We start from the raw sequence: 21,348 nt of genomic DNA on the forward strand, positions 1-21,348 counted from the left end.
GGCCGCCTGGCCGCCGCCGAACGTCTGGGCTCGCCCATCGAGGCGCCGCCCGCCACCACGGCCCTGGGCGCCCTGGTGGGGCACATCACCGGCGGCCACCTGGAGGGCGGCAAGGGCTCGTTCCAGCCGATGAACATCAACTACGGCCTGATGCCGCCGGTCGACGCCGTCGCCAAGCGCGACGAGACCGGCCGCCGACTGGGCGCCAAGGAGAAGTCACGCGGCAAGAAACTGGCGGTGGGCGAGCGGGCGTTGGCGGATCTGGAGACCTGGGTCACCGGTGAAACGCGGGTCGCCGCCGAATAGCCCTCAGACCCTGCCGCGCGCGACGGCCAGGAAGAGACGCAGGCGGGCTTCCAGTTCCGAAGGCCTTCGGCCCTTGGCGCGAACGCGGGCCAGGGTCGCATGGGCGATGGCCGGGAACGCCGCCACCGCCAGGCCGGCCGCGTCCTTCAAGGCACGCTCGAGGATCGGCCTGACATCCGGCCCGGCCAGACCCGCCGTGCCGATCAGCCGCCCGATGGCCCAGGCGCGCCCTCCGGCCAGGGCTTGGGCCTCATCGGCCTCACGGTCCAGCATCCAGGCGGCAAGGACGGCGGCATTGCCGGCCGTGCCGTCGGCCCACTCCAGGGCCTCCCCCAGCTTCATCGGCTCGGCGCTGAGCTCGCGGTAGCGGGCGTCGATCATCGCCTCCAGACGGGCACGCGGCAGGCCGTGGCGGACTATGGCGGCGGCCAGGGCCATGGCCGTGGGATGCTTGCGCACCGTGCGCCCCTCGAACACCTCGTCCAGCACCTCGGTCCACCAGGTCAGGCGGATCTCGCCCATCAGCGGATTGGAGGCCACCCGAGGCGCCCGGGCCAACTCATGGTCAAAGGCGTAGAGTGCGATGACGTCGGCGCGGGTCTCGCCCTCCGGAATGAAGCGGCTGGACAGCCAACGGTCGGGATCGACGCGGCCCACCAGGGCGTCAAGATCGTACGGATCGTAGGCGTCGTCTTCAGACATGATGTTCGCAAAATGCAAAAGGCCCGCCGGTTGGGGCGGGCCTTCCGATTGTAATGGACCAGAGGCCTTAGCCGAAGAGCGTCTGGCTCATGGTCATGGTCACCAGCATCGGGATCGACAGCAGGGTGTTGGTCCGTGAGAACAGCATCGCGGTGCGGCCGGCCTTGGCCTTGGCCTCGGCGTCGGCTTCCACCAGGCCCAGGGCGATCTTCTGGTTGGGCCAGATGAAGGCCCAGACGTTGATGAACATCACCGTGGCGAGCCACATGCCCATGCCGATGAAGATGTGGCCGACATTGGCGAAGCCCTCGGTGGCGCCCAGGGTGAAGGCTTCCACCAGATAGCCGCGGTTCATGGCCAGGATCACGCCGGCCACCCAGGTGAACAGCGCGGCCCAGCGGAACCAGAACAGCGCCGCCGGGGCGATGTACTTGGACACCGCCGGCTTCAGCTCGGCCGGGATCTGGGCCATTTGCGGGATCTGGACGAAGTTGAAGTAGTACAGCAGGCCGATCCACATGATGCCGAACAGCACGTGCAGGAAGCGGAACACCGCCTGGAAGAAGATCGCGTCGGCCGAGCCGTAGTGGCTGAAATAGCCAGCGATGATGATCAGCGCGAGCACGCAGCTCACGAGAACGGTGTTGCGAAGATTAGCGAGTAGTCCAGCCATGGGTATGCCTCTACGATTCCTGCCCTGACCGTCAGCTATACGGGGTTTCAACCGGGGCTGCTAGCGGCCCGACCTAGATGGCGATCAGGGCGGCGGCCAACCGGCGACCTTCGGCGGTCAGCACATTGTACATCCGCGCCGCGGTCGGCGTGTCCATGAACTCCAGGCCTATACCCGCCCTGGAGAGGGCTTCGCGGACATCCCTGGGCGGCAGAGCGTTGGCCGCTCCCATGCCCAGCAGCAGGAACTCCACGTCCCGCGATCCGACCGCCAGGATGGCCGACAAGCTCTCGGGCGTGAGATCGGCGGCGCCGGACACCGGCCAGGCCTGAGCCTGGTCCTGGACGATCAGCACCGAGCCTTCGTGGCGCACCCCTGACAGTCGGAATCCGCCGTCTCCATAGGCGTCGATGGAGGGGGCGTCGCGGGCCACGGCTCAGGGCCGCGCGTTGGCCGGCATCAGGGGCTCGGCCGGCTCGTCGCCGCGCCTGACGCCCCAGAGCAGGATCACCGGCGCCGCGACATAGACCGAGGAATATGTGCCGATGATGATGCCGAAGATCATGATCAGGGAAAAGGCGAGCAGGGTCGGTCCGCCGAAGATCGCCAGGCCGCCGAGCGCCAGAATGGCGGTGAGCCCGGTGATGACCGTCCGCGACAGGGTCTCATTGATCGACAGGTCGATGACTTCGCCCAGCGGCATGGACTTGTACTTGCGCAGGTTCTCCCGCAGGCGGTCGAAGACTACCACGGTGTCGTTCATCGAATAGCCGATGATGGTCAGGATGGCGGCGATGGTGGTGAGGCTGAACTCCAGCTTGAAGATCGCGATCAGGCCGAAGGTCAGGATCACATCGTGGAACAGGCCCACGACCGCGCCCACGCCGAACTGAAGTTCGAACCGGAACCAGATGTAGAGCAGCATCAGGCCGATCGCGAGACCGAGCGCCAGGATCCCGCTCTGGAACAGCTCGCCCGAAACCTTGGGGCCGACCACGTCCGCACGCTGGAAGGTCATGGGCCCGAGCGCGTCGACCAGGGCGGCCTTGACCTTGTCCACCGCCACGGCGGGCTCGCCGCCCTCGGGGGTCTGGAAGCGGATCATGGCCGTGGTCGGCTCGCCGAAGGCCTGAACCTGGACGTCGCCGATGTTCTGCGCCTCCAGAGTCTTCCGGGCCAGACTCAGATCCACAGCCTTGGGGGCCGTGGAAACCTCCAGCAGGGTTCCGCCCTTGAAGTCGATCCCGCAGGACAGGCCGCCGCACGGCGGCTGGAAGGGGAACAGGGTGAAGCCGAGCGAAACCACCACCGCGATCGCCGAGACGATGGCCGCGATCCGCGCGAAGGCGACGAACCTGAAGTTCGTCTTGATCGGGAGCACCTTAATGAGAGGCCAGTACTTGGACATGTCGGCGTCTCCCTAAACGATCGGCAGGGTCTTGGGGCGAACCCGGCGGAACCAGATCGACAGCAGGAACTGGGTCACGACGACGGCCGAGAAGACGGACGTCAGGACGCCGATGGACAGGGTCCAGGCGAAACCCCGGACCGGGCCGGACCCGAACTGGAACATGATCAGGGCCGCCAGGATCGTCGTCACATTGGCGTCGATGATCGTCGTCATGGCGCGCGAGAAGCCCGCGTCCATGGCCGACAGCACCGGGCGTCCCGCCCTGACCTCGTCACGCATGCGCTCGTAGATCAGCACATTGGCGTCGACGGCCACGGCCAAGGTTAGGATCAGGCCCGCGATCCCCGGCAGGGTGAGGGTGGCCTGGGTGACCGACAGGGTGGCGACGATCAGCAGGCCGTTGACCAACAGGGCGATCACGGAAATCCCGCCGAACAGGAACCCGTAGGACAGCAGCATGAAGACCAGGATCGCCATGAAGCCGACCGCCGTGGAAATCTTGCCGGCCTGGACGGCGTCGGCGCCTAGCTCGGCGCCGACGGTCTGTTGCTGCTCGACACTGAGGGGCGCCGGAAGGGCGCCGGCCCGGAGCAGGATGGCCAGGTTGTTGGCGCTCTCCGGCGTGAAGCTCCCGCTGATCTGGCCAGAGCCGCCGGTGATGGCGCTCTGGATCACCGGGGCGGAGATGACCCGGTTGTCGAGCACGATGGCGAATCGCTTGCCGAGGTTCTGCGCCGTGGCGTCGCCGAACCGGCGCGCGCCTTGGCCGTTGAAGCGGAAGTTGACGATCGCCTCGCCGGTCTGGGAGTCGAAGGCCTGACTGGCGTCGGTGAGCATTTCGCCGGTGACCAGGGCGCGCTTCTTCACCAGCAGGGCGCCACCCTCCTCGCTGGGCAGCAGCTGCGAGCCCGGCGGGATGCGGCCCGCGGCGGCCTCCTCCGGGGTGACGCTGTCGTCCACCATCTGGAAGGTGAGCTTGGCGGTCTGGCCAATGATGTCCTTGAGCTTCTCGGGATCGCTCTCGCCCGGCGCCTGGACGACGATGCGGTCGATCCCCTGGCGGCGGATGTCGGGCTCCTTGGTGCCCAGTTCGTCGATACGCCGGCGAATGATCTCGATGGATTGCTCCACCGCCTTGCCGGACTCCGCCACAAGGGCCTGTTCGGAGAAGACCAGGCGTATGCGCTGGTCGTCCGAGGTGTTGATGGCGACATCGCGACCGGTGGTTGAGCCCGCCAGGGGCGCGCCCACGCTCCTGCGCAGCAGGTTGGTGGCCGCCGTCATCTGCGCCGGATCGGTGATCCGGACCGAAACCGCCCCACCGACCTGGCCGAGGTCGGTGAAATCGATCTTCTCCTCGCGCAGGGTGGTGCGGACGTCCTCCACCAGGTTGGTCAGCTTCTCAACGCGCAGGGCGTTGGTGTCGACCTCCAGCAGCAGATAGGACCCGCCCTGCAGGTCGAGCCCGAGGTTCAGCCTCTGTTTCGGAACAAAGCCCGGCAGGCTGTCGAGCGTCTTCTGGGGAAGCACGTTCGGCAGGCTGAACAGGAGGCCGAAGATCACCGACAACAGGACGGCGATCGTTCTCCAGCGCGACGGAGCGATCATTTACGGGGTTCTCAGGCCTTGGAGTCGTTGGCCGGGGCGGGCTCGCCCTTGGCCCGGACGTCGGAGATCATGGTCTTGACCACCTTGACGTTGACGCCTTGGGCGATCTCAACGCCCACTTCCTTGTCCTCGACGCGCACGACCTTGCCGATGACGCCGGAGTTCAGCACCACGGTGTCGTTGCGCTTCACGGCGGCGATCATCGCCTGGTGAGCCTTCATCCGCTGCTGCTGCGGGCGGATCATGAGGAAGTAAAACAGCACGACCAGGCCGATGAGGGGCAGGAACTGCATCAGCATTTCCGTCGGTCCGCCGCCGGCGGCGGCGCCTGCGGTCTGAGCGAAGGCGGGGGTGGCGAACATGGTCTCTCCGAAGTCCGTCGTCGGGCCGGCGAAAAGCCGCCCGTTTTCAAGTCGGCGGAAGCTATGCGTTCGCCCCCGGTTTTGCAATGGAACGGCAGGCCCGCTAAGCACCAACGCCATGGATTCAGACCTGAAACCCGTTCTCGAACGCATCGCCAACGCCCTGGAGCGTCTGGCTCCCCCCGCGCGGGTCCCGCCGATCTTTGAAGGCGCGCGGCTGTTCCGGCATGATCCGGCCAGCCATGCCTTCCACCCGGCCCCCGACTACGCCCTGCCCCTGGAGGCCCTGATCGGGGTGGACCAGCAGAAGGCGCGTTTCGTCGAGAACCTGCAGAGGTTCACCCGGGGCCTGCCGGCCAACCATGTCCTGCTGTGGGGCGTGCGCGGGACCGGAAAGAGTTCGATGACCAAGGCGGCCTTCATGGCCGTGGCAAGCGACACCCCTGACCTCAAGCTGGTGGAGGTGGACCGCGACGAAGTCACCGCCCTGCCCGCCCTGTTCGACACCCTGCGCGAACGCCCCGAGCGATTCCTCGTGCTCTGCGATGACCTCTCCTTCGAAGAGGGCGCCGCGGCGGCCAAGGCGCTGAAGTCGGCCCTCGAGGGCGGGGTCTCTGGACCGCCGGCCAATGTGCTGTTCGTCGCCACCTCCAACCGCCGCCATCTGATGCCGCGCACCCACGGGGAGGACCGCGGCCTGATCGCCACGGCCGAGGACGCCGAGGAGGAGGTCAGTGTCTCCGACCGCTTCGGCCTCTGGATCGGCTTCCCGCCGATGGACCAGGCGACCTATCTCGAGGCGGTGACCAGCTACGCACGGTCCTACGGCCTGGTCGTCGCCGACCTGGAACGCCGCGCCCTGCAATGGGCGCAGCTGCGCGGCGGCCGTTCGGGCCGCGTGGCCTGGCAGTTCATCCGTGACCTGGCGGGAGAACTGGGCAAATCGCTGCCGATGTAGTCTCTCCGGGCTCGCTCAGCCCGCGTCGGGACTGCCGGCTGCGACGGGTCGCCGCAGTGTTCCCAGCAACCGTTCGCTATGGCCAAGCTACAAGTCCTTGAATTTCAGTTCTCATGAGGCTGAGAGGCGATCCAGTCCTTGTTTCCTCGGCCTAAGCACCGTGACCTCTGCGACATCTAGCGACACAAACTTAAGGATAGGACTCCTTTACTCGACGGCACGCGGGGCGACCGCATGAAGTCGGGGAAAAACGCATGGCTCTCTACAAATATGACGGCGCCCTCGCCGTCGAGACTGGCCCGTCGGTTTCAAACTTCTATGGCACGGCTGGGATCGAAACCCTGACCGGGACGAGTCTCGCCGAAGGCTTTTGGGGCGGTCAGGGGGACCTGATGGTCGGGGGCGGCGGCGACGACACCTACTATTTGAAAGCCTTCACCGACCGCATCGTTGAGCAGATAGGCGCCGGAACGGACAAGATCGTCGCTTGGCAAAACGTCTATCTCGGCAACTACGCCAATGTGGAGAATGTCGAGGTCAGCGGCGACAACCTCTACGCTGCGGGAAACGCCGTGGATAACATCGTGCGAGGCGGCTCCGGCAAGGAACAGATCTACGGGGGCGGCGGGCAGGACATCCTGATCGGCGGAACCGGCGCCGATGTCTTCATCGTCTACAAGGGTGAAGGCAATGACGTTATCCAGGACTTCAGCGTCACCGAGGACGTCATCCGGTTGAAGGCCGGCTTCGCCGCCTTCGGTCAACTACTGCCCCGGCTCAGCCAGGTGGGGGCTGACGTCAAGCTTGATATGGGCGACGGCGACGGCCTGATCCTGCGCGACGTAACGTTGGACAAGCTGACGGCGGCGAATTTCCAGCTCCAGTTGGACCCATCGAAGCTTGGCTTCCTTAGCTTCGCGGACGAATTCTCCGGCCAGTTGTCGATCTGGGACAAGGAAAGCAACCCGTCGGGCCTGTGGCGGCCGGATTTTGGGTATCAAGGCACGCAAGGCGTCGGGAGCTACTCACTCGTCAACAACAGTGAACTGCAGATTTACACATCGCCCTACTTCCGGGATCACAACGGGGACTTTTCGGACACGCCCTTCGTGAACAATCCAGACGGTAGTCTCTCGATCGTGGCCAGGCCCTCCGTCAATCCTGAGATTTTCGGCTACGGATACACGTCCGGGCTGATCACGACCCAACCGACCTTCGCCCAAACCTACGGCTACTTCGAGATGCGCGCTGACGTTCCAAAGGCGGCTGGCGCCTGGCCGGCCTTCTGGCTGCTGCCCAAGGACGGATCGTGGCCGCCTGAGCTCGATGTCATGGAGGTCCTCTCGCAGGATCCCAACGCCACGTGGACCACGGCTCACTCTGGCGTCGGCGGACATACCTCAAGCGGGATCGCGTCCTTCACTCCCGAGACGCTCGATGGCATGCATACCTACGGGGTGCTTTGGACCCCCTCGAGCCTGAGCTGGTACGTCGACGGGGTTCAGGTGTTCCAGACAGCCACGCCATCGGACATGAACAAGCCGATGTTCATGCTGGCCAATATGGCGGTCGGCGGCTGGGCGGGGACGGTCGATAACGGCGCGCTCCCCGCGGAGTTGAAGATCGACTACATTCGGGCCTACGCGCTGCCGGGTGTGACTGTCACAAGCGTGGTGGCCCCGGCTGGCCAAACGGCCCCGCCACCGGTGGCCGATCCGCTAGCGTCCGCCTATTCGAACAGCCTCTTCGCTCTTCCCGATAGCGGCGCCTATACAAGAATGTTCCTGGGGTCGGCCAAGCCGGACACTCTCACGGGCCTCCCCGGCAACGATTTCATTGATGGCAGAGGCAACGCGGACAAGATGAGGGGCGCTGGCGGGGACGACACCTATGTGGTGGACCGCCCTGGCGACATCGTTATTGAGAACGTCGGTGGAGGCGTCGATCAGGTGCTCAGCACATCCTCCAGCTACACGCTTTCGGCGAACGTCGAGAACCTCAAGCTCGTTGGCGCGTCCCCCCAGGCAGCTTTCGGCAACGAACTCAACAACCGCCTGACGTCGAACGAGGCAGGGTCCACCCTAAGCGGTGGCGCCGGGAATGACATTCTTTTGGCGGGCCGGGGGGCCGACGTGCTCACCGGGGGCGAGGGTCGTGACATCTTTCAGTTCCAGCGCCTGCCCGCGAATGGTGGCCACATCACGGACTTCGTACGTGGCCAGGACATGATCGACCTGCGCGACCTCTTCGCCTCGGTTGGCTACGGAAGTTCCGATCCCGTCGCCGATCGGTATATCCAGTTCCGTTCCGACGGAGCTGACGGCGTGCCGATCTATTTCCACGCAGACGGGGTGGGCGCCGGGGCCCCGGTGCTCGTCACCACGATCGACCATGTCTCCCCTGCGGCGCTGAGCCCGCAAAATGACTGGTTCTTCCACTAGGCTCCGTCGGATCTGATTTCTTCAACCGGACCAGATGGAATCGTCTCCAATTCAGCAGCTTAGAGCTCTCTCGGCAGGGTGAACGTTCACACCTATCGAGAGATGCTCTAGGGGCTGGGGGCGTAAGGCTCCGACGGCCTCGCACACCCAGGTCCCTAGCCGTGGCGCCAGCCAGGGCCTTGGACTAGCCGAATTACAGCTGGTGAGAGGTCACCGTCCAAGCACCAGCTTCGGATCGATCGGGCGGGCCCGTTCGCTGGGGGCTGAGGCGAAGCGGACCTCGAAGTGCAGTTGGGGTTCGGAGACCCCGCCGCTGGTTCCAGCCTGGCCGATCTGCTGACCCTGGACCACCTTCTGCTGCATCTTCACGTCCAGCCGGGCGAGGTGCCCATAGGCCGTGACCCAGCCGTCGGGGTGCTTGATCAGCACCAGGTTGCCGAACCCGGGCACCTGGTCGCCGGCATAGACCACATCGCCTCCGGCGGCGGCGCGGACGGCCTCCCCGGCGTTGGCGCGGATATTGAGGCCATCGTTGCGCTGACCCGTCCCCTTGGGACCGAAGTCGGAAATGATGTCGCCGCGCAGCGGCCAGTTGAACCGGCCACGGCCCTGGGCCGTGATCTGGCTGTCGGACAGCGGACCCGAGCTCGAGGCGGGTGGCGGCGTCGGACGACTGGGCGTGGGCGGGGTCGGCCGGCTGTAGTTGCTGGTCGAGGGCGGCGTCACCGGCTGCGCGGGCGGCGGCGTGTAGGGCCGGCTCGACGGCGGGGCCGCCGGGGTTGGATCACGGCGCGGTTCGGGCGGCAAAGTCACCGTCGTGCGGATGGTTTCCTTGATCGGACCCTTGTCCTTGTAGCCCTCCGGCAAGGTGATCTTGCGCCCCGACCTGATGGTGTCGCCCACCTTCATGTCATTGGCCGCGGCCAGCGCCTTGGGGGTCACACTGAAGCGCCTGGCGATCAGGGCGAGGGTGTCGCCCGATCCCGCCACATAGGCCTTCACTGTGGTCTTGGGACCCTTCAGCTTGTCGCCGGCGTGAAGGACGTAGGGTTCCTTGAGCTTGTTGTCATCGGCAAGCTGTTTGCGGGTGGTGTCCATGGCGCGCGCGATGGCGTCCAGGGCCTGACCGTTCTTGACGGTGTAGATTTGCGGCGGACCGGCCACGTCCACCAGCTTGCCGGTGACCGAGGTCTTGGTGCTGCTGGTCGTCGTGGTCCGCGGCGGCCCCGGCTCGGGCTGGACGGCCGGTGGCGGGGTGTAGGTCGGGGTTTGCTGCGCGGGCGCCTGCGGCTGGAACGGCGCCGGCGCGGGCGTCTGCAGGCCGGTCCCCGGCACCTGCACGCGGGTGGTGACTGTCGTCGGCCCCTTGTCCTTGAAGCCGTCGGGCAAGATCAGCTTCCTGCCGGTGGTGAGCGGATCGTCGAGGCCCATGTCGTTGGCCTCAGCCAGGGCCTGGCCCGTGACCGAGAAGCGGCGGGCGATGGCGTAGAGCGTGTCGCCGGAGCCCACCACATAGGCCTTGGCGTCGCTTGAAGGGCCCTTCAGCACCTTGCCGGGCCTCAGGACGTAGGGTTCCTTCAGGTCGTTGTCTTCAGCCAGTTGCTTGCGCGTAGTGCCCATGGCCCGGGCAATGGCGTCGAGATTGTCACCGCTCTTCACCGTATGGCTCTTCGGCGGTCCGGCGGCGTCCACCACCTTGCCGGCCACCGTCTGCTTGGTGATGGTCTGCATCACCACCGGCGGCGGCTGATAGGGCGGCTGGTAGGCCGGTGGCGGGATGTAGGGCGGAGTCGAGGGCGTCACATAGGCCGGGCCGTTGGGAACCGGGTCCAGCGGCCGGCTCTCCACGGGACCAGTATAGGGGCCGGCCTGCGGCGTCGGGCCTTGGTCCGGCGAGCCCTGATCAGGCAGCGGCGCCTGGGCGTTCGGCGGCGGCAGGCGTGTCGGATAGTTCGGCCGCGCAACCTGGGCGTCCTCGCCAAACGGCGCATAGGTCGTGCAGGCGCTGAGGGACGTCGCCGCCAACAGGATCAGGGCCGTTCGGGAATAAGAAAGCGTCATCGCCGCTCCGCTCTATGGGTTCGGAATCAGTCGAGGCGTCGGGGTTAATGATGGGTTAAGGAGCCCGCCATCGCCAACCCACAAACTCGTAAGGTTGTGGACGGCTAAAGCTCTCTGGCCACGCCGTCCAGCAGGGGCACGAACCGGACATCGGTCAGAGCCTCCACCGCAAAGCCGCCCTTGCCGTCGCCGGTGTAGCGTTTCAGGCTCTGGACAGGCCCCTTGCCGATTGGCGCCACCAACACCCCCGTTGGTTTCAACTGCGAAAGCAAAGCCTTGGGCTCATCCGGCGCCGCTGCTGTGACCAGAATACGGTCGAAAGGCGCCTGCTCGGGCCAGCCCAGGCCGCCGTCGCCGAAACGGGTGATCACATTGGTGAGACCGAGTTGCTTGAAGCGGGCCTCGGCCTCCCCCATCAGCGTCCGGTAACGCTCCACCGTGTAGACCAGTCGCGAGAGCTTGGAGAGCACAGTGGTCTGGTAGCCGGACCCGGTGCCGATCTCGAGCACCCGGTCGCGTTTCTCCACCCCCAGCGCCTGGGTCATGAGGCCCACGATGAAGGGCTGGCTGATGGTCTGGCCACACGCGATCGGCAGGGCCGAATCCTCCCAGGCGCGTTCCTGGAACAGGTCAGGTGTGAACAGGTCGCGCGGCGTCGTCTCGATGGCGTTCAGCACGCCGGCGTCGCTGACCCCCTGCGAACGCAGATTCAGGATCAGGCGCGCCAGCCGCGTTTCGGGCGAGTCCTTCTCCGGTTTGGCCATCGGTCCTGTCACCTACGCCTTGGGCGGCACGCCGCCGAGCACACCCTTGAGACGATGAACGGTCTCAAGGTGAGTCAGGTCGATATGCAAGGGCGTGACTGAAATCTTTCCGTCGTAGATCGCCTTCAGGTCCGTCCCGGCCGCGGGCGAGGACAGCTCCTGCCGGAAACCCATCCAGTAGTACTCCCGGTTCCGCAGGTCGGTGCGCTTTTCAGCATGGCGAACATTCACGTCGCGGAAGGTCTGGCGGGTGACCTCGACCTCGGTGATCTGGTCCACCGGCCGGGAGGGAAAGTTGACGTTGATGATCACGTCCTTGGGCCACCCGGTCTCGACCAGTTTGCGGATGATGCCCGGCGCGAACCGCTCGGCGGGCGCGAAGATGTCGTCATTGCCCGTCGGCCAGCCGGTCTGCGAGAGCGCGATGGAGGGAACGCCCATGGCCATGCCCTCGATGGCCCCGGCCACGGTGCCCGAAAGGGTCACGTCCTCGGCGAGGTTCGCCCCGCGATTGACGCCTGACAGCACGAGGTCGGGCTTGGCGCCCTCGATCAGTTCGGAGATGGCCAGCATCACGCAGTCGGTGGGGGTGCCGCTGGTGGCGAAGCGGCGGGGGTCCAGCTTCCGCACCCGCACGGGATCGGACAGGGTGAGCGCCCGGCTGGCGCCCGACTGCTCGTACTCCGGCGCGCAGATCCAGATGTCGTCGGTGAGGACCCTGGCGATGTTTTCCAGGGCGACCAGGCCTTCGGCGTGGATGCCGTCGTCATTGGTCAGCAGAATCCTCACGCCGCGCCACCGATGTGGGTGAGGCCCGGCAGATAGGGATGCAGGGCCTGGGGAATGGCGATGCGGCCGTTCTCGTCCTGATAGTTCTCCATCACCGCCACCAGGGTGCGGCCCACGGCCAGGCCCGAGCCATTGAGGGTGTGGACGAAGCGCGTCCCCTTCTCGCCGGCGGCCTTCGTGCGGGCGTCCATGCGGCGGGCCTGGAAGTCACCGCAGTTAGAGATGGAGCTGATCTCGCGATAGCGGCCCTCCGAGGGGATCCAGACCTCCAGGTCGACGCTCTTGCGGGCGCCGAAGCCCATGTCACCGGTGCAGAGCAGCATGGAGCGGAAGGGCAGTTGCAGGGCCTTCAGAATGGCCTCCGCGCAGCCGACCATTCGCTCGTGCTCATCGGCGGACTGATCCGGCGTGGTGATCGACACCATCTCGACCTTGTAGAACTGGTGCTGGCGGATCATCCCGCGGGTGTCGCGGCCCGAGGCGCCGGCCTCCGAGCGGAAGCAGGGCGTCAGCGCCGTGAGGCGCAGCGGCAGCTCTTCTTCTGGGGTGATCTGCTCGCGCACCAGGTTGGTCAGCGAGACCTCGGCGGTGGGGATCAGCCAACGGCCATCGGTGGTGTGGAACAGGTCCTCGGCGAACTTGGGCAGTTGGTTGGTGCCGAACACCGCCTCGTCGCGCACCAGCAGGGGCGGCGACACCTCGGTATAGCCGTGCTCCTGGGTCTGGACGTCCAGCATGAACTGGCCCAGCGCGCGTTCCAGCCGCGCCAGCTGGCCCTTCAACACGACGAACCGCGCCCCGCTCATCTTCGAGGCGGCCTCGAAGTCCATCAGGCCCAGAGCTCCCCCCAGGTCCACGTGGTCCTTGGGCGATGCGATGTGGTTCGGCTCGCCCCAGCGGCGCAGCTCGACATTGTCGTCCTCGTCCTCCCCCGCCGGCACGTCAGCCATGGGGAGGTTGGGCAGGGCGGCCAGCAGGTCGAAGAGTTCGGCGCTGGCGGCCTTCTCGGCCTCCGCCTGGGCCGCGCCGGCGCCCTTCAGGCTCTCCACCTCGGCCAGCAGGCGCTGGGCCTCGGCCTCGTTCTTCTGGGCCTTGGCCTGGCCGATCAGCTTGGAGAGTTCATTGCGCTTGGCCTGGGCGGTCTCGGCGGCGGTCTTGGCCGCGCGCACCTTACCGTCGAGCTCGGTCGCCTGGGCCGCGGCCCCGGAACGTCCCTTCGCAGCCCAGGCTTTCTCGTAAAGCTCAGGGGTTTCGCGAATGGCTCGAATGTCGTGCATGGGGTCCGCCGTGAGGTAAGCGGCTTTCTCTAGAGCGCGCCGTCCCCGGGGCCAAGCCCTAGACCGGCACGAGCCCCGTGCTCTCGTCCTCGCGCTTGCGGCGGCGGTCGATGGCCGCCACGCACCAGATCGAGATTTCGTAGAGCAGGATGATGGGGGCCGCGAGCATGGTCTGGCTGATGGGATCAGGCGGGGTGACGATGGCCGCGACCACGAAGATGCCGACGATGGCGTAGCGGCGCCCGGTGCGGAGCATCCCCGCGTTCACGATGCCGGCCGTGCCCAGCAGGGTCAGGACCACGGGCAGCTGGAAGCACAGGCCGAAGGCCAGCAGCAGGGTGGTGACCAGGGTCAGGTAGTCGGAGACCTTGGGCAGCAGCTCCACGGAGATCGCGCCCACGCCGGTGATCTGCTGGGACAGGGAGAACCAGAGGACGAAGGGCAGGATCATGTAATAGACCAGGGCCGCGCCCAGGCTGAACAGGGCCGGCGCCGCAACCAGGAAGGGCAAGAAGGCGTGCCGCTCCTTCTTGTAGAGACCGGGCGCCACGAAGCCGTAGATCTGCCAGGCCAGGACCGGGAAGGTCAGGATCACGGCGCCGAAGCCGGCCAGCTTCAACTTGGTGAAGAAGAATTCCAGCGGGGCGGTGAAGACGAACTTGAGCCCCGCGCCGGCGACGCTGGGGACGTCCTTGAAGCCGGTCAAGGCCAGCAGCAGGTCAAAGGGACCGGTGGCGCCGCCGCTGGCCTTCTGGGCCGCCATCAGCTGGGCGGCGACCTCGAAGGGGTGCAGCAGGGCGATATAGATCTGGGTGGCGAAGCCGAAGCAGATGGCGAAGCCGATGGCCAAGGCCGCGACGCAGATGATCAGCCGGGAGCGAAGCTCGACCAGATGCTCCAGCAGCGGCGCGCGGGAGGCCTCGATCTCGTCGTCGACGTCGCTCAAGAGACCGTTCCCTTGGCTGGCCGGGCGGCGGGCGCCTTCTTGGGCGGCGGCTTGGCGGTCGCCACCTTCACGGCGGCCTTCGCCTTGGGCTTGGGTTTCGGCTTGGCGACGGCGCTGGCCGCGGTCTTGGCGGCGGCGGCGGCCTTGGGCGCGCGCGGCGCCTTGGGCTTGGCCGCGGGGACCGGGGCTGGCGCAGCCACCTCGGCCACTTCAGGGTCAGCGTACTGGTGGCTCATCGGCGGGTGGAACTGAATCCCGGCGCCCTGCAGGCTGTCGCCGATCTCATTGAACACCTGATTGATCTCGACATTGGCGGCCTCGGTGGCCGCCTGGTCGGCGGCCTGGCCCTTTCGCATGGCCTCGACCTCCTTGCGCAGGTCGTCCAGTTCCGACTGGCGGGCCATTTCGTCGAAGCTGGCGCGGAAATCGTCGGCCATGCCGCGCAGGCGCGCCACGAATTGCCCCAGCTTGCGCAGGAGCATGGGCAGATCCTTCGGCCCCACCACGATCAAAGCGACCGCCGCGATGACCAGCAGTTCCATCCCGCCGACTTCAGGAAGCATAGCCCATGCCTAAACGATCAAAACCCACGCCGATCAGGACCGGCGTGGGCGGATTTCCGGGAACGGCAGCCGACTAGCTGCGGGCTTCGTCTTTTTCGCGCGGCAGCGGCTTGGTCGTCTCGGCGACGACTTCGTCCTCGCCCTTCAGCCCGTCCTTGAAGGCGCGGATGCCCTTGGCGGCGTCGCCCATGATCGAGGACAGCTTGCCACGGCCGCCGAACAGCAGCGCGACCACAGCCAAAACGATGACCCAGTGAACCCAACTCATTGCGCCCATGGCGACAAAACTCCTTCACGTCGGCGGCCCAACCGGCCGCGCGCCCGCCCTTTGCTCAAATCCAATATAGTCCGTCGCACAGACGCCTTCCATCCCTCCCCTGCCTCGCGGCGAAAGAACTAGGGAGTCTCGTCTTCTCCGAGGAAGTCTGTGTGGAATTCGGGCGCCGCGTCGTCCTCCAGCGGGTCCTCCTCCAGTTCGGCGCCGCCGCCCGGGTTAGGGATGGCGAAGTCGGCCGGCAAATCCAGGCTCAGCAGGCCCGCGGCCTTCATCTCCGCCATGCCCGGCAGGTCAGCCAGGGCCGCCAGGCCGTAGTGCTCCAGGAATGCGTCGGTGGTGCCGTAGGTGACGGGTCGTCCCGGCGTCCGGCGGCGGCCGCGCATGCGCACCAGCCCGAGCTCCAGCAGCACGTCGAGGGTGCCCCGGCTGGCCTGGACGCCGCGCACGGATTCGATCTCCGCGCGGGTGACCGGCTGGTGGTAGGCGATGATCGCCAGGGTCTCCTGGGCGGCCTTGGAGAGGCGCCGGGGCTCTTCGCGCTCCTCGGTCATCAGGAAGGCGAGATCGGCGGCCGTCTGGAACCGCCAGCGGTCAGCGACGCAGACCAGCTCCACGCCCCGGCCATGATAGGTCGCCTGCAGGGCGGCGATCGCCGCCTCGACATCGGAATTGGCCGGCAGCCGCTTGGCGATGTCGTCCAGGCTGAGCGGACCGGCGGCGGCGAACAGCAGGGCCTCGACCTGACGCTCGGCGGGCTCGGTCATATGGCGGCTCCGCGACGGGCGCGCAGGAAGATGTCGGCGAAGGCCTCGAGCTGGCGGGCCTCCATGGCCCCTTCCTTCACCAGCTCCAGGCTGGCCGAGAGGGTGGACGCCACATAGGAGGCGCGGCTCGGCCCCGTCTCGGCGCTGGGCCGCATCGGCGCGATGCCCTGCAGAGAGGTCCAGCGCGACAGGTCGGGCAGCATCTCGCGCAGCCGGTCGCGAGCCTCCTCCAACGGATAGGCCTGGGGCGTGCGCGGGGTGTAGTGGCGGCCCTGTTCCTTTTTCCTCTGGGCGATATAGGCGCTCATCAGGCCGTAGAGATCACCTTCGAGGCGGTTGGACGGGATGATCTGGATGGCCTGCGGGTCGCCGCGCAGGAAGACCTCGCGGCCCAGTTGCGGGCCCTCGCGCAGGGCGTCGGCGGACTTGCGCATAGCGTCCAGCTTGGCCAGGCGGAAGGCCAGCTGCGCGGCCATCTCCTCGGCCGGCGGCTCCTCGGCCTTGGGCCGCTCGGGCTTGGGCAGCAGCAGGCGGGACTTCAGGTAGGTCAGCCAGGCGGCCATCACCAGATAGTCGGCGGCGAGGGAAAAACGGATCCGCCGGGCCTGCTGGACGAAGGCCAGGTACTGGTCGGCCAGCTTGGTGATCGACAGCTTCATCAGGTCGACCTTCTGGCTGCGCGCCAGGGCCAGCAGCACGTGCAGCGGGCCCTCGTAGCCGTCCAGGTCGATGATCAGGGCCTCACCATCCTCAGCCGCGGTGGTGGCCGCCTCGAAGTCCAGATTGGGCTGGAAGGTGTTGCTCAAGACCAGTGTCCCTCGAAGGCCGCGTCGAACCGGGCGCGCGCCTCCTCGGCGTCAAAGGGCTCGGGGACACGGGCGATGCGGGCCAGGGCCGCGCGGGCGCGCTGGGCGGCGCGGCCGGATAGCTCGCGGGTTCCGGCGATCACCGCCTGCATCTCGGCCATGTCGCCGTTGCAGTGAAGGACCACGTCGCAGCCCGCCGAGAGGGCGTTCCTGGCGCGCGAGGTGAAATCGCCGCCCAGCGCCTTCATGGAGAGATCGTCGGTCATCAAGAGGCCGTCAAAGCCGATGGCCTTGCGAACCACCGTGCTGATGACCCGCTTGGAGGTGGTGGCCGGTCCGCGCGGATCGACAGCGGTGTAGACGACGTGGGCGCTCATCGCCATCGGCATGTCCGACAGCACCCGGAAGGGGGCGAAGTCGCGCGCGTCCAGGTCCTCGTAGCTGGCCTCCACCACCGGCAGGTCGTGGTGGCTGTCGGCCATGGCGCGGCCGTGGCCGGGGATGTGCTTGATCACCGGCAGGACCCCGCCTGCGATCAGGCCCTCGCAGGCCGCCCGCCCCAGCTGGGCCACGCCCTCGGGGGTCTTGGCGTAGGCGCGGTCGCCGATGATGTCGTGGGCGCCCTCGGTGGGCACGTCCAGCACGGGCACGCAGTCGACGTTGATCCCCAGGGCCGAGAGGTCATGGGCCAGCAGCCGGCCCCCCAGGCGGGTGATCTCCCGGCGCAGCAGCGGGTCGTTGGCCGGCAGGTCGCCATAGGCGCGGCCCGACGGATAGCGCCGCCAGTGCGGCGGTCCCAGGCGGGCGACCCGGCCGCCCTCCTGGTCGATCAGGATCGGCGCGTCGGGCCGTTCCACGCAGGCCCGCAAGGCCTCCGTCAGCGCCCGCACCTGGTCAGGGCTTTCCACATTGCGCTTGAAGAGGATGAACCCCCAGGGACGCACGTCGCGGAAGAAGGCCTGTTCCTCCCTGGAGAGGGTCAGGCCTGCGCAGCCGAGGATGGAGGCGCTGGTGCTCACTTCACGAAGCAGCTCTTGCCGGCGGCCTTGAGCTGATCGCAGAAGGCCGTGGCGTCGGCGCGGCTGGCGAAGCCGGTCACCGCGGTCCGGTAGAGGGTGGCGCCGTCCTTCTGGATGGCCTCCACCCGCTTGCCCTTGCCCGCCGTGGCGCCCGGGGCGATGCGGGCCGCGTCGCTCCAGCCCTTGTCGGCCAGGGCCGAGGAGGAGAAGGCGCCGATCTGCACCGAGGCCGCGCCCCCGACAGCCGGGGCCGGCACGCTGGGCTTCAGGGCCGGAATCGGCTTGGGGTCAGGGGTGATCGGCAGGGCGGCGACCGGTCCGGTCTGCTGCGGCTTGGTCACCACCGGCGGCGGGATCGGCGCGGGCTTGGCGGCCGGCGCCACGACGACAGCCGGAGCCGGCTGACGGGCGAGAGGCTGCTCCGGCGGGGGGGTGAAGTTGGGCGCGCTCGGGGCGTCACCGCCCTCGCTGGACTGATAGATCTGCAGGCCCGCGGCGGGGTCGACCGGCTGGGCCTCGGCGGGCGCGGGGCCCTTGATCGCGCCCACGGGGGCTCCCACCGCCTGGGGCGCGGCGCCGGCTTGGCGCACGCCGGAGCGATAGAAGACCACGATGGCCACCACCAGGCCGATCAGCACCAGGGCGCTGACGATCAGCATCATCGGCGCGGGCCGGGTCCCGCGCACCGGCTGGCGCGCGTCAAAGGACAGCGGCGCGTCGGTGGGCGGGGTATAGGCTCCGCGGTCGGGGTTGGTCATCGAAGGCTCCCAGGGGAATCGGTCAGCGCGCGCGAAACGAATCGCACGGCGTCAGGGTCAGTGTATCGAAGGGCGGCGGGCTTCGAACCGCCCGGAACGCCTAATTCCAGACGTCGAGGTGGAAAAGCCTGCGATGCTCTTCGATGGCGAAACGGTCGGTCATGCCGGCGATGTAGTCGCACACCACCCGGGCGCGGCCGGCGTCGTCGCGGTTCTGCGACCGGGCGAACCACTCCGTCGGCAGGACATCGGGTTCGCTCATGAACAACTGGAACATCTCGGCCAGAATGCGGCGGGCCTGCGAACGGGTGCGGTTCACCTTCCAGTGCCGGTACATGCGGTTCATCAGGAATTCCCGCAGCCGGCCCAGGTCCTCCAGCATGTCGCGGGAGAAGGCCACCAGGGCGTGGTCCAGATGGCGGACATCGTCGGCCGAGGCCACCTTCGAGGACACCGCCCGCCGGGCCGTCTCGGCCAGCACGTCGTCGATCATCGCCCCGATCATCCGGCGCACGGCCTCCAGGCGGATGATGCCCGGGTCGAGGTCGGGGTATTCCTTGTAGACGCCGGCCAGGATCGGACCGATCAGCGGCACGTCCAGCAGCTCCTTCAGATGGAACAGCCCCGCCTGCACCCCGTCGTCCACGTCGTGGTTGTTGTAGGCGATGTCGTCGGCCAGGGCCGCGCACTGGGCCTCGGCCGAGGCCCAGGTGTCCAGGCCGAGATCGTACTCGGCGTCGAACTCGGAGATCGCCTTCCAGGACGGCTGTGAGAGCTTGGCCGTCACCGGGCCGTTGTGCTTGATCACCCCCTCCAGGGTCTCCCAGGTTAGGTTGAGCCCATCCCAGCGGGGGTAGCGCCGCTCCAGCTTTGTGACCACGCGGAAGGTCTGCACATTGTGATCAAAGCCGCCGAAGGGCTCCATCTGCACCTGGAGCTCGTCCTCACCGGCATGGCCGAAGGGCGGGTGGCCAAGGTCGTGGGCGAGCGCGATGGTCTCCGCCAGATCCGCGTCGAGCCCCAGCGCCGAGGCCAGGGAGCGGGCCACCTGCGCCACCTCCAGGGAATGGGTCAGGCGAGTGCGGAAGTGGTCGCCCTCGTGGGCCACGAAGACCTGGGTCTTCTCCTTCAGCCGGCGAAAAGCGGTGGCGTGGATGATCCGGTCGCGGTCGCGGGCGAAGGGGGTGCGGTTGCGGCTCTCGGGCTCCGCCACCTTCCGGCCCAGGGAGAGGGCGGAGTCTTCGGCGTAGGGCGCGCGGGTCGGCAAAGCCATGTATGCTCGCAAATGTCGGGTGGCCCCTTGGTGAGAGGCCGTGGGCCCCTCATATAGTCTACACAGGCCTTTTACGCATCATGACCACATCAGACCTCACCCTCTCCCCGACAGCGGCCCAAAGGCTGCATGACCTCAGCAAGGCCGAGGGTCATCCGGTCATGCTGCGCGTGGCGGTGGAGGGCGGCGGCTGTTCCGGCTTCCAGTACCAGTTCGACCTGGTCAGCGAGCCCCAGTCCGACGACCTTCGGGTCGAGCTGGACGGGGCCGCGGCCCTGGTGGACGAGATGAGCCTGATCCTGCTCAAGGGCTCGGTGATCGACTATGTCGACGAGCTGGCCGGAGCCGAGTTCCGGATCCGCAACCCCAACGCCAAGTCCAGCTGCGGCTGCGGCGTTAGTTTCTCAATCTAACGCTCCCGCGCCCAGGTCCGCCGCTGCTGGATCAGGAACGACCAGAGGCCGAGCCCGCCCAGGGCCGAGAGCGCGACGCCGCCCAGGAACACCACCAGTTCATAGAACCCGCCGCCCACCGAGGCGGCGTGGATGGGATAGACTGCGTTCTGGAATCGCGCGCCAGGGCCGAAAGCCTGGGCGTCCACCGTGCTGATCACCTTGGAGGTGGCCGGATCAATATAGACCAGGGTCCTGCCGTTGGGATGCCACTCGGCGGGCTGCTTCATGCGGATGGCCACCGGCGCGCCGGGCTTGGACGGCCAGCTCGCCAGCCGCAGAGCCGCCTGCGGGAAGGCCGCCTGGGCGCCTGCCAGCGCCATCGGCCAGTCGATGTCCCCCTGGCCCGCCTTGGGGGGTTTCGGGGCCTCGATCCCGCCGGGCGCCAGCCTGGTCACCAGCGTCTTGCTGGTGTCGTTGAAGATCATCATCCCGCCTGTCAGACACAGGACGAGGACCGGCAGGGCCATCAGGATGCCGAGGTCCCGGTGCGAGGACACCAGGTCCCGCCGCGCCAACGACCTGGGCCAGACCCGGCCCGCAAAGCTGCGCCAGGCCGGAAACCAGACGATCACCCCGGTGAGGCAGAGCACCGCGCCGGCCAGGCCCGCGACCCCCACCACGGTCTCGCCGCTCTCCCCGGCCAGCAGGCGGTGATGCAGCTGGAAGACCCATTGCTCGACCCGCTCGGTATCGGTCCAGCGGGCCAGGACGGCGCCGTCGGCGGCGGCGTAGGCCATGCCCTCCTCGGGATAGGTCAGCCGGTGGACGCCGATGTGCGGACCGGCGAACACCATGCTTCGGGGGCGCCCTTGCGCCTCCACCGCCTCGGCCGCCGCTCCCAGCACGGGGGCGGACGGCGTCACCGCCATGCGCGCCTCCGGGACCGTCAGCTTCACCCAGTCCTCGCGCAGCACCAGCAGCGAACCGGTGACGCCGAGGATCACCAGGATCAGGGCCAGGATCGCGCCGGCCCAGGCGTGCAGGGTACGGACAACACCCATCAGAAGGTCTTCACGATCCCGAGGGTGACCGCACGGCCCTGTCCGGCGAAGTAGCGAGCGTTGTCGGTGGGGTTGGTCGTGTCGCTGTTATAGGTGATGTACTGCGCGTCCAGCAGGTTGCGGACGCCCAGGCT

The 21,348-nt window shown here is 67.5% G+C and carries 22 protein-coding genes and 1 pseudogene; 4 read left to right on the top strand and 19 right to left on the bottom strand.

All coding sequences use genetic code 11. The annotated features are described in order from the left end of the window. Nucleotides 1-306, top strand: a pseudogene (locus RMO97_RS07855) (FADH(2)-oxidizing methylenetetrahydrofolate--tRNA-(uracil(54)-C(5))-methyltransferase TrmFO); the annotation flags it as partial. Nucleotides 307-309: 3 nt separating this feature from the next. Here the strand turns inward: RMO97_RS07855 and RMO97_RS07860 are convergent. From RMO97_RS07860 to yajC, 6 genes are all read right to left on the bottom strand, one after another. Further along, complete coding sequence (locus RMO97_RS07860) at nucleotides 310-1,008, bottom strand: squalene/phytoene synthase family protein (protein ID WP_310540109.1); 699 nt, start codon at nucleotides 1,006-1,008, stop codon at nucleotides 310-312. A gap of 67 nt (nucleotides 1,009-1,075) precedes the next feature. Next, the gene (locus RMO97_RS07865) at nucleotides 1,076-1,681 is read right to left on the bottom strand and encodes a urate hydroxylase PuuD (RefSeq protein WP_310540110.1); all 606 of its coding nucleotides are present in this window, start codon (nucleotides 1,679-1,681) and stop codon (nucleotides 1,076-1,078) included. 73 nt (nucleotides 1,682-1,754) lie between these two features. Then, nucleotides 1,755-2,114, bottom strand: coding sequence for an Mth938-like domain-containing protein (locus RMO97_RS07870; RefSeq protein WP_310540112.1), 360 nt, complete (start codon nucleotides 2,112-2,114; stop codon nucleotides 1,755-1,757). Between the two features lie 3 nt (nucleotides 2,115-2,117). Next, a complete protein-coding gene (gene secF, locus RMO97_RS07875) occupies nucleotides 2,118-3,089 on the bottom strand; it encodes a protein translocase subunit SecF (protein ID WP_310540113.1) in 972 nt (323 codons plus the stop codon). A gap of 12 nt (nucleotides 3,090-3,101) precedes the next feature. Then, on the bottom strand, nucleotides 3,102-4,700 hold the full coding sequence (secD, locus tag RMO97_RS07880) for a protein translocase subunit SecD (RefSeq protein ID WP_310540115.1): 1,599 nt from the start codon (nucleotides 4,698-4,700) through the stop codon (nucleotides 3,102-3,104). 11 nt (nucleotides 4,701-4,711) lie between these two features. Then, nucleotides 4,712-5,062 carry a preprotein translocase subunit YajC gene (gene yajC / locus RMO97_RS07885; RefSeq protein WP_304779438.1) on the bottom strand — a complete coding sequence of 117 codons (351 nt, stop codon included), beginning with the start codon at nucleotides 5,060-5,062 and terminating at the stop codon, nucleotides 4,712-4,714. A gap of 118 nt (nucleotides 5,063-5,180) precedes the next feature. On the opposite strand from yajC, the gene RMO97_RS07890 reads away from it, so the two are divergent. Together RMO97_RS07890 and RMO97_RS07895 are read left to right on the top strand one after the other, a co-directional pair. Further along, nucleotides 5,181-6,020, top strand: a complete 840-nt coding sequence (locus RMO97_RS07890) for an ATP-binding protein (RefSeq protein WP_310540118.1) — start codon at nucleotides 5,181-5,183, stop codon at nucleotides 6,018-6,020. A gap of 254 nt (nucleotides 6,021-6,274) precedes the next feature. Then, nucleotides 6,275-8,461: a family 16 glycosylhydrolase gene (locus RMO97_RS07895; protein ID WP_310540119.1), complete on the top strand. Its 2,187-nt coding sequence runs from the start codon at nucleotides 6,275-6,277 to the stop codon at nucleotides 8,459-8,461. Between the two features lie 210 nt (nucleotides 8,462-8,671). Here RMO97_RS07895 and RMO97_RS07900 read toward each other — a convergent pair whose 3' ends face one another. From RMO97_RS07900 to RMO97_RS07955, 12 genes are all read right to left on the bottom strand, one after another. Continuing rightward, entirely contained in the window at nucleotides 8,672-10,522 is a 1,851-nt protein-coding gene (locus RMO97_RS07900) for a LysM peptidoglycan-binding domain-containing protein (protein WP_310540120.1), read from the bottom strand. Between the two features lie 104 nt (nucleotides 10,523-10,626). Next, on the bottom strand, nucleotides 10,627-11,286 hold the full coding sequence (locus RMO97_RS07905; RefSeq protein WP_310540121.1) for a protein-L-isoaspartate(D-aspartate) O-methyltransferase: 660 nt from the start codon (nucleotides 11,284-11,286) through the stop codon (nucleotides 10,627-10,629). Nucleotides 11,287-11,298: 12 nt separating this feature from the next. Further along, nucleotides 11,299-12,075 (bottom strand): 5'/3'-nucleotidase SurE, encoded by a 777-nt coding sequence (surE, locus tag RMO97_RS07910; protein ID WP_310540123.1) that lies wholly within the window; start codon nucleotides 12,073-12,075, stop codon nucleotides 11,299-11,301. Further along, nucleotides 12,072-13,352: a serine--tRNA ligase gene (serS, locus tag RMO97_RS07915; protein WP_310540125.1), complete on the bottom strand. Its 1,281-nt coding sequence runs from the start codon at nucleotides 13,350-13,352 to the stop codon at nucleotides 12,072-12,074. Before serS ends, surE begins: the two co-directional genes overlap by 4 nt. 58 nt (nucleotides 13,353-13,410) lie before the next feature. After that, nucleotides 13,411-14,298, bottom strand: coding sequence for a twin-arginine translocase subunit TatC (gene tatC, locus RMO97_RS07920; protein WP_310540127.1), 888 nt, complete (start codon nucleotides 14,296-14,298; stop codon nucleotides 13,411-13,413). After that, a complete protein-coding gene (tatB, locus tag RMO97_RS07925; protein WP_310540129.1) occupies nucleotides 14,295-14,861 on the bottom strand; it encodes a Sec-independent protein translocase protein TatB in 567 nt (188 codons plus the stop codon). The genes tatC and tatB overlap by 4 nt, the downstream gene beginning before the upstream one ends. A 73-nt stretch (nucleotides 14,862-14,934) precedes the next feature. Then, nucleotides 14,935-15,138, bottom strand: coding sequence for a twin-arginine translocase TatA/TatE family subunit (tatA, locus tag RMO97_RS07930; RefSeq protein WP_304779421.1), 204 nt, complete (start codon nucleotides 15,136-15,138; stop codon nucleotides 14,935-14,937). A 119-nt stretch (nucleotides 15,139-15,257) separates the two neighbouring features. After that, nucleotides 15,258-15,902: an SMC-Scp complex subunit ScpB gene (gene scpB / locus RMO97_RS07935; RefSeq protein WP_310540131.1), complete on the bottom strand. Its 645-nt coding sequence runs from the start codon at nucleotides 15,900-15,902 to the stop codon at nucleotides 15,258-15,260. Further along, nucleotides 15,899-16,708, bottom strand: a complete 810-nt coding sequence (locus RMO97_RS07940) for a ScpA family protein (protein ID WP_310540133.1) — start codon at nucleotides 16,706-16,708, stop codon at nucleotides 15,899-15,901. Before RMO97_RS07940 ends, scpB begins: the two co-directional genes overlap by 4 nt. After that, nucleotides 16,705-17,727 (bottom strand): beta-N-acetylhexosaminidase, encoded by a 1,023-nt coding sequence (gene nagZ / locus RMO97_RS07945; RefSeq protein WP_310540135.1) that lies wholly within the window; start codon nucleotides 17,725-17,727, stop codon nucleotides 16,705-16,707. Before nagZ ends, RMO97_RS07940 begins: the two co-directional genes overlap by 4 nt. Next, on the bottom strand, nucleotides 17,724-18,485 hold the full coding sequence (locus RMO97_RS07950) for an SPOR domain-containing protein (protein ID WP_310540136.1): 762 nt from the start codon (nucleotides 18,483-18,485) through the stop codon (nucleotides 17,724-17,726). The genes nagZ and RMO97_RS07950 overlap by 4 nt, the downstream gene beginning before the upstream one ends. A gap of 100 nt (nucleotides 18,486-18,585) precedes the next feature. After that, nucleotides 18,586-19,758: a deoxyguanosinetriphosphate triphosphohydrolase gene (locus tag RMO97_RS07955; RefSeq protein ID WP_310540140.1), complete on the bottom strand. Its 1,173-nt coding sequence runs from the start codon at nucleotides 19,756-19,758 to the stop codon at nucleotides 18,586-18,588. Nucleotides 19,759-19,838: 80 nt separating this feature from the next. Between RMO97_RS07955 and erpA the strand changes: the two genes are divergently transcribed. After that, nucleotides 19,839-20,171 carry an iron-sulfur cluster insertion protein ErpA gene (gene erpA, locus RMO97_RS07960; protein WP_215339752.1) on the top strand — a complete coding sequence of 111 codons (333 nt, stop codon included), beginning with the start codon at nucleotides 19,839-19,841 and terminating at the stop codon, nucleotides 20,169-20,171. Here erpA and RMO97_RS07965 read toward each other — a convergent pair. Then, entirely contained in the window at nucleotides 20,168-21,214 is a 1,047-nt protein-coding gene (locus tag RMO97_RS07965) for a PepSY-associated TM helix domain-containing protein (protein WP_310540145.1), read from the bottom strand. The two genes, erpA and RMO97_RS07965, sit on opposite strands and share 4 nt — an antisense overlap. Nucleotides 21,215-21,348 lie beyond the last annotated feature (134 nt).

The sequence above is a fragment of the Phenylobacterium sp. genome (assembly GCF_031425575.1).
Taxonomy (GTDB): Bacteria; Pseudomonadota; Alphaproteobacteria; order Caulobacterales; family Caulobacteraceae; genus Phenylobacterium.

What these genes read in the sequence shown, in the direction of transcription:
- yajC (WP_304779438.1), bottom strand. Translation starts at nt 5,062, where the DNA reads ATGTTCGCCACCCCCGCCTTCGCTCAGACCGCAGGCGCCGCCGCCGGC.
- secD (WP_310540115.1), bottom strand. Translation starts at nt 4,700, where the DNA reads ATGATCGCTCCGTCGCGCTGGAGAACGATCGCCGTCCTGTTGTCGGTG.
- tatB (WP_310540129.1), bottom strand. Translation starts at nt 14,861, where the DNA reads ATGCTTCCTGAAGTCGGCGGGATGGAACTGCTGGTCATCGCGGCGGTC.
- RMO97_RS07955 (WP_310540140.1), bottom strand. Translation starts at nt 19,758, where the DNA reads ATGGCTTTGCCGACCCGCGCGCCCTACGCCGAAGACTCCGCCCTCTCC.
- RMO97_RS07950 (WP_310540136.1), bottom strand. Translation starts at nt 18,485, where the DNA reads ATGACCAACCCCGACCGCGGAGCCTATACCCCGCCCACCGACGCGCCG.
- erpA (WP_215339752.1), top strand. Translation starts at nt 19,839, where the DNA reads ATGACCACATCAGACCTCACCCTCTCCCCGACAGCGGCCCAAAGGCTG.
- RMO97_RS07865 (WP_310540110.1), bottom strand. Translation starts at nt 1,681, where the DNA reads ATGGCTGGACTACTCGCTAATCTTCGCAACACCGTTCTCGTGAGCTGC.
- scpB (WP_310540131.1), bottom strand. Translation starts at nt 15,902, where the DNA reads ATGACCGAGCCCGCCGAGCGTCAGGTCGAGGCCCTGCTGTTCGCCGCC.
- serS (WP_310540125.1), bottom strand. Translation starts at nt 13,352, where the DNA reads ATGCACGACATTCGAGCCATTCGCGAAACCCCTGAGCTTTACGAGAAA.
- secF (WP_310540113.1), bottom strand. Translation starts at nt 3,089, where the DNA reads ATGTCCAAGTACTGGCCTCTCATTAAGGTGCTCCCGATCAAGACGAAC.
- tatA (WP_304779421.1), bottom strand. Translation starts at nt 15,138, where the DNA reads ATGGGCGCAATGAGTTGGGTTCACTGGGTCATCGTTTTGGCTGTGGTC.
- RMO97_RS07895 (WP_310540119.1), top strand. Translation starts at nt 6,275, where the DNA reads ATGGCTCTCTACAAATATGACGGCGCCCTCGCCGTCGAGACTGGCCCG.
- RMO97_RS07900 (WP_310540120.1), bottom strand. Translation starts at nt 10,522, where the DNA reads ATGACGCTTTCTTATTCCCGAACGGCCCTGATCCTGTTGGCGGCGACG.
- RMO97_RS07905 (WP_310540121.1), bottom strand. Translation starts at nt 11,286, where the DNA reads ATGGCCAAACCGGAGAAGGACTCGCCCGAAACGCGGCTGGCGCGCCTG.
- RMO97_RS07890 (WP_310540118.1), top strand. Translation starts at nt 5,181, where the DNA reads ATGGATTCAGACCTGAAACCCGTTCTCGAACGCATCGCCAACGCCCTG.
- RMO97_RS07965 (WP_310540145.1), bottom strand. Translation starts at nt 21,214, where the DNA reads ATGGGTGTTGTCCGTACCCTGCACGCCTGGGCCGGCGCGATCCTGGCC.
- RMO97_RS07860 (WP_310540109.1), bottom strand. Translation starts at nt 1,008, where the DNA reads ATGTCTGAAGACGACGCCTACGATCCGTACGATCTTGACGCCCTGGTG.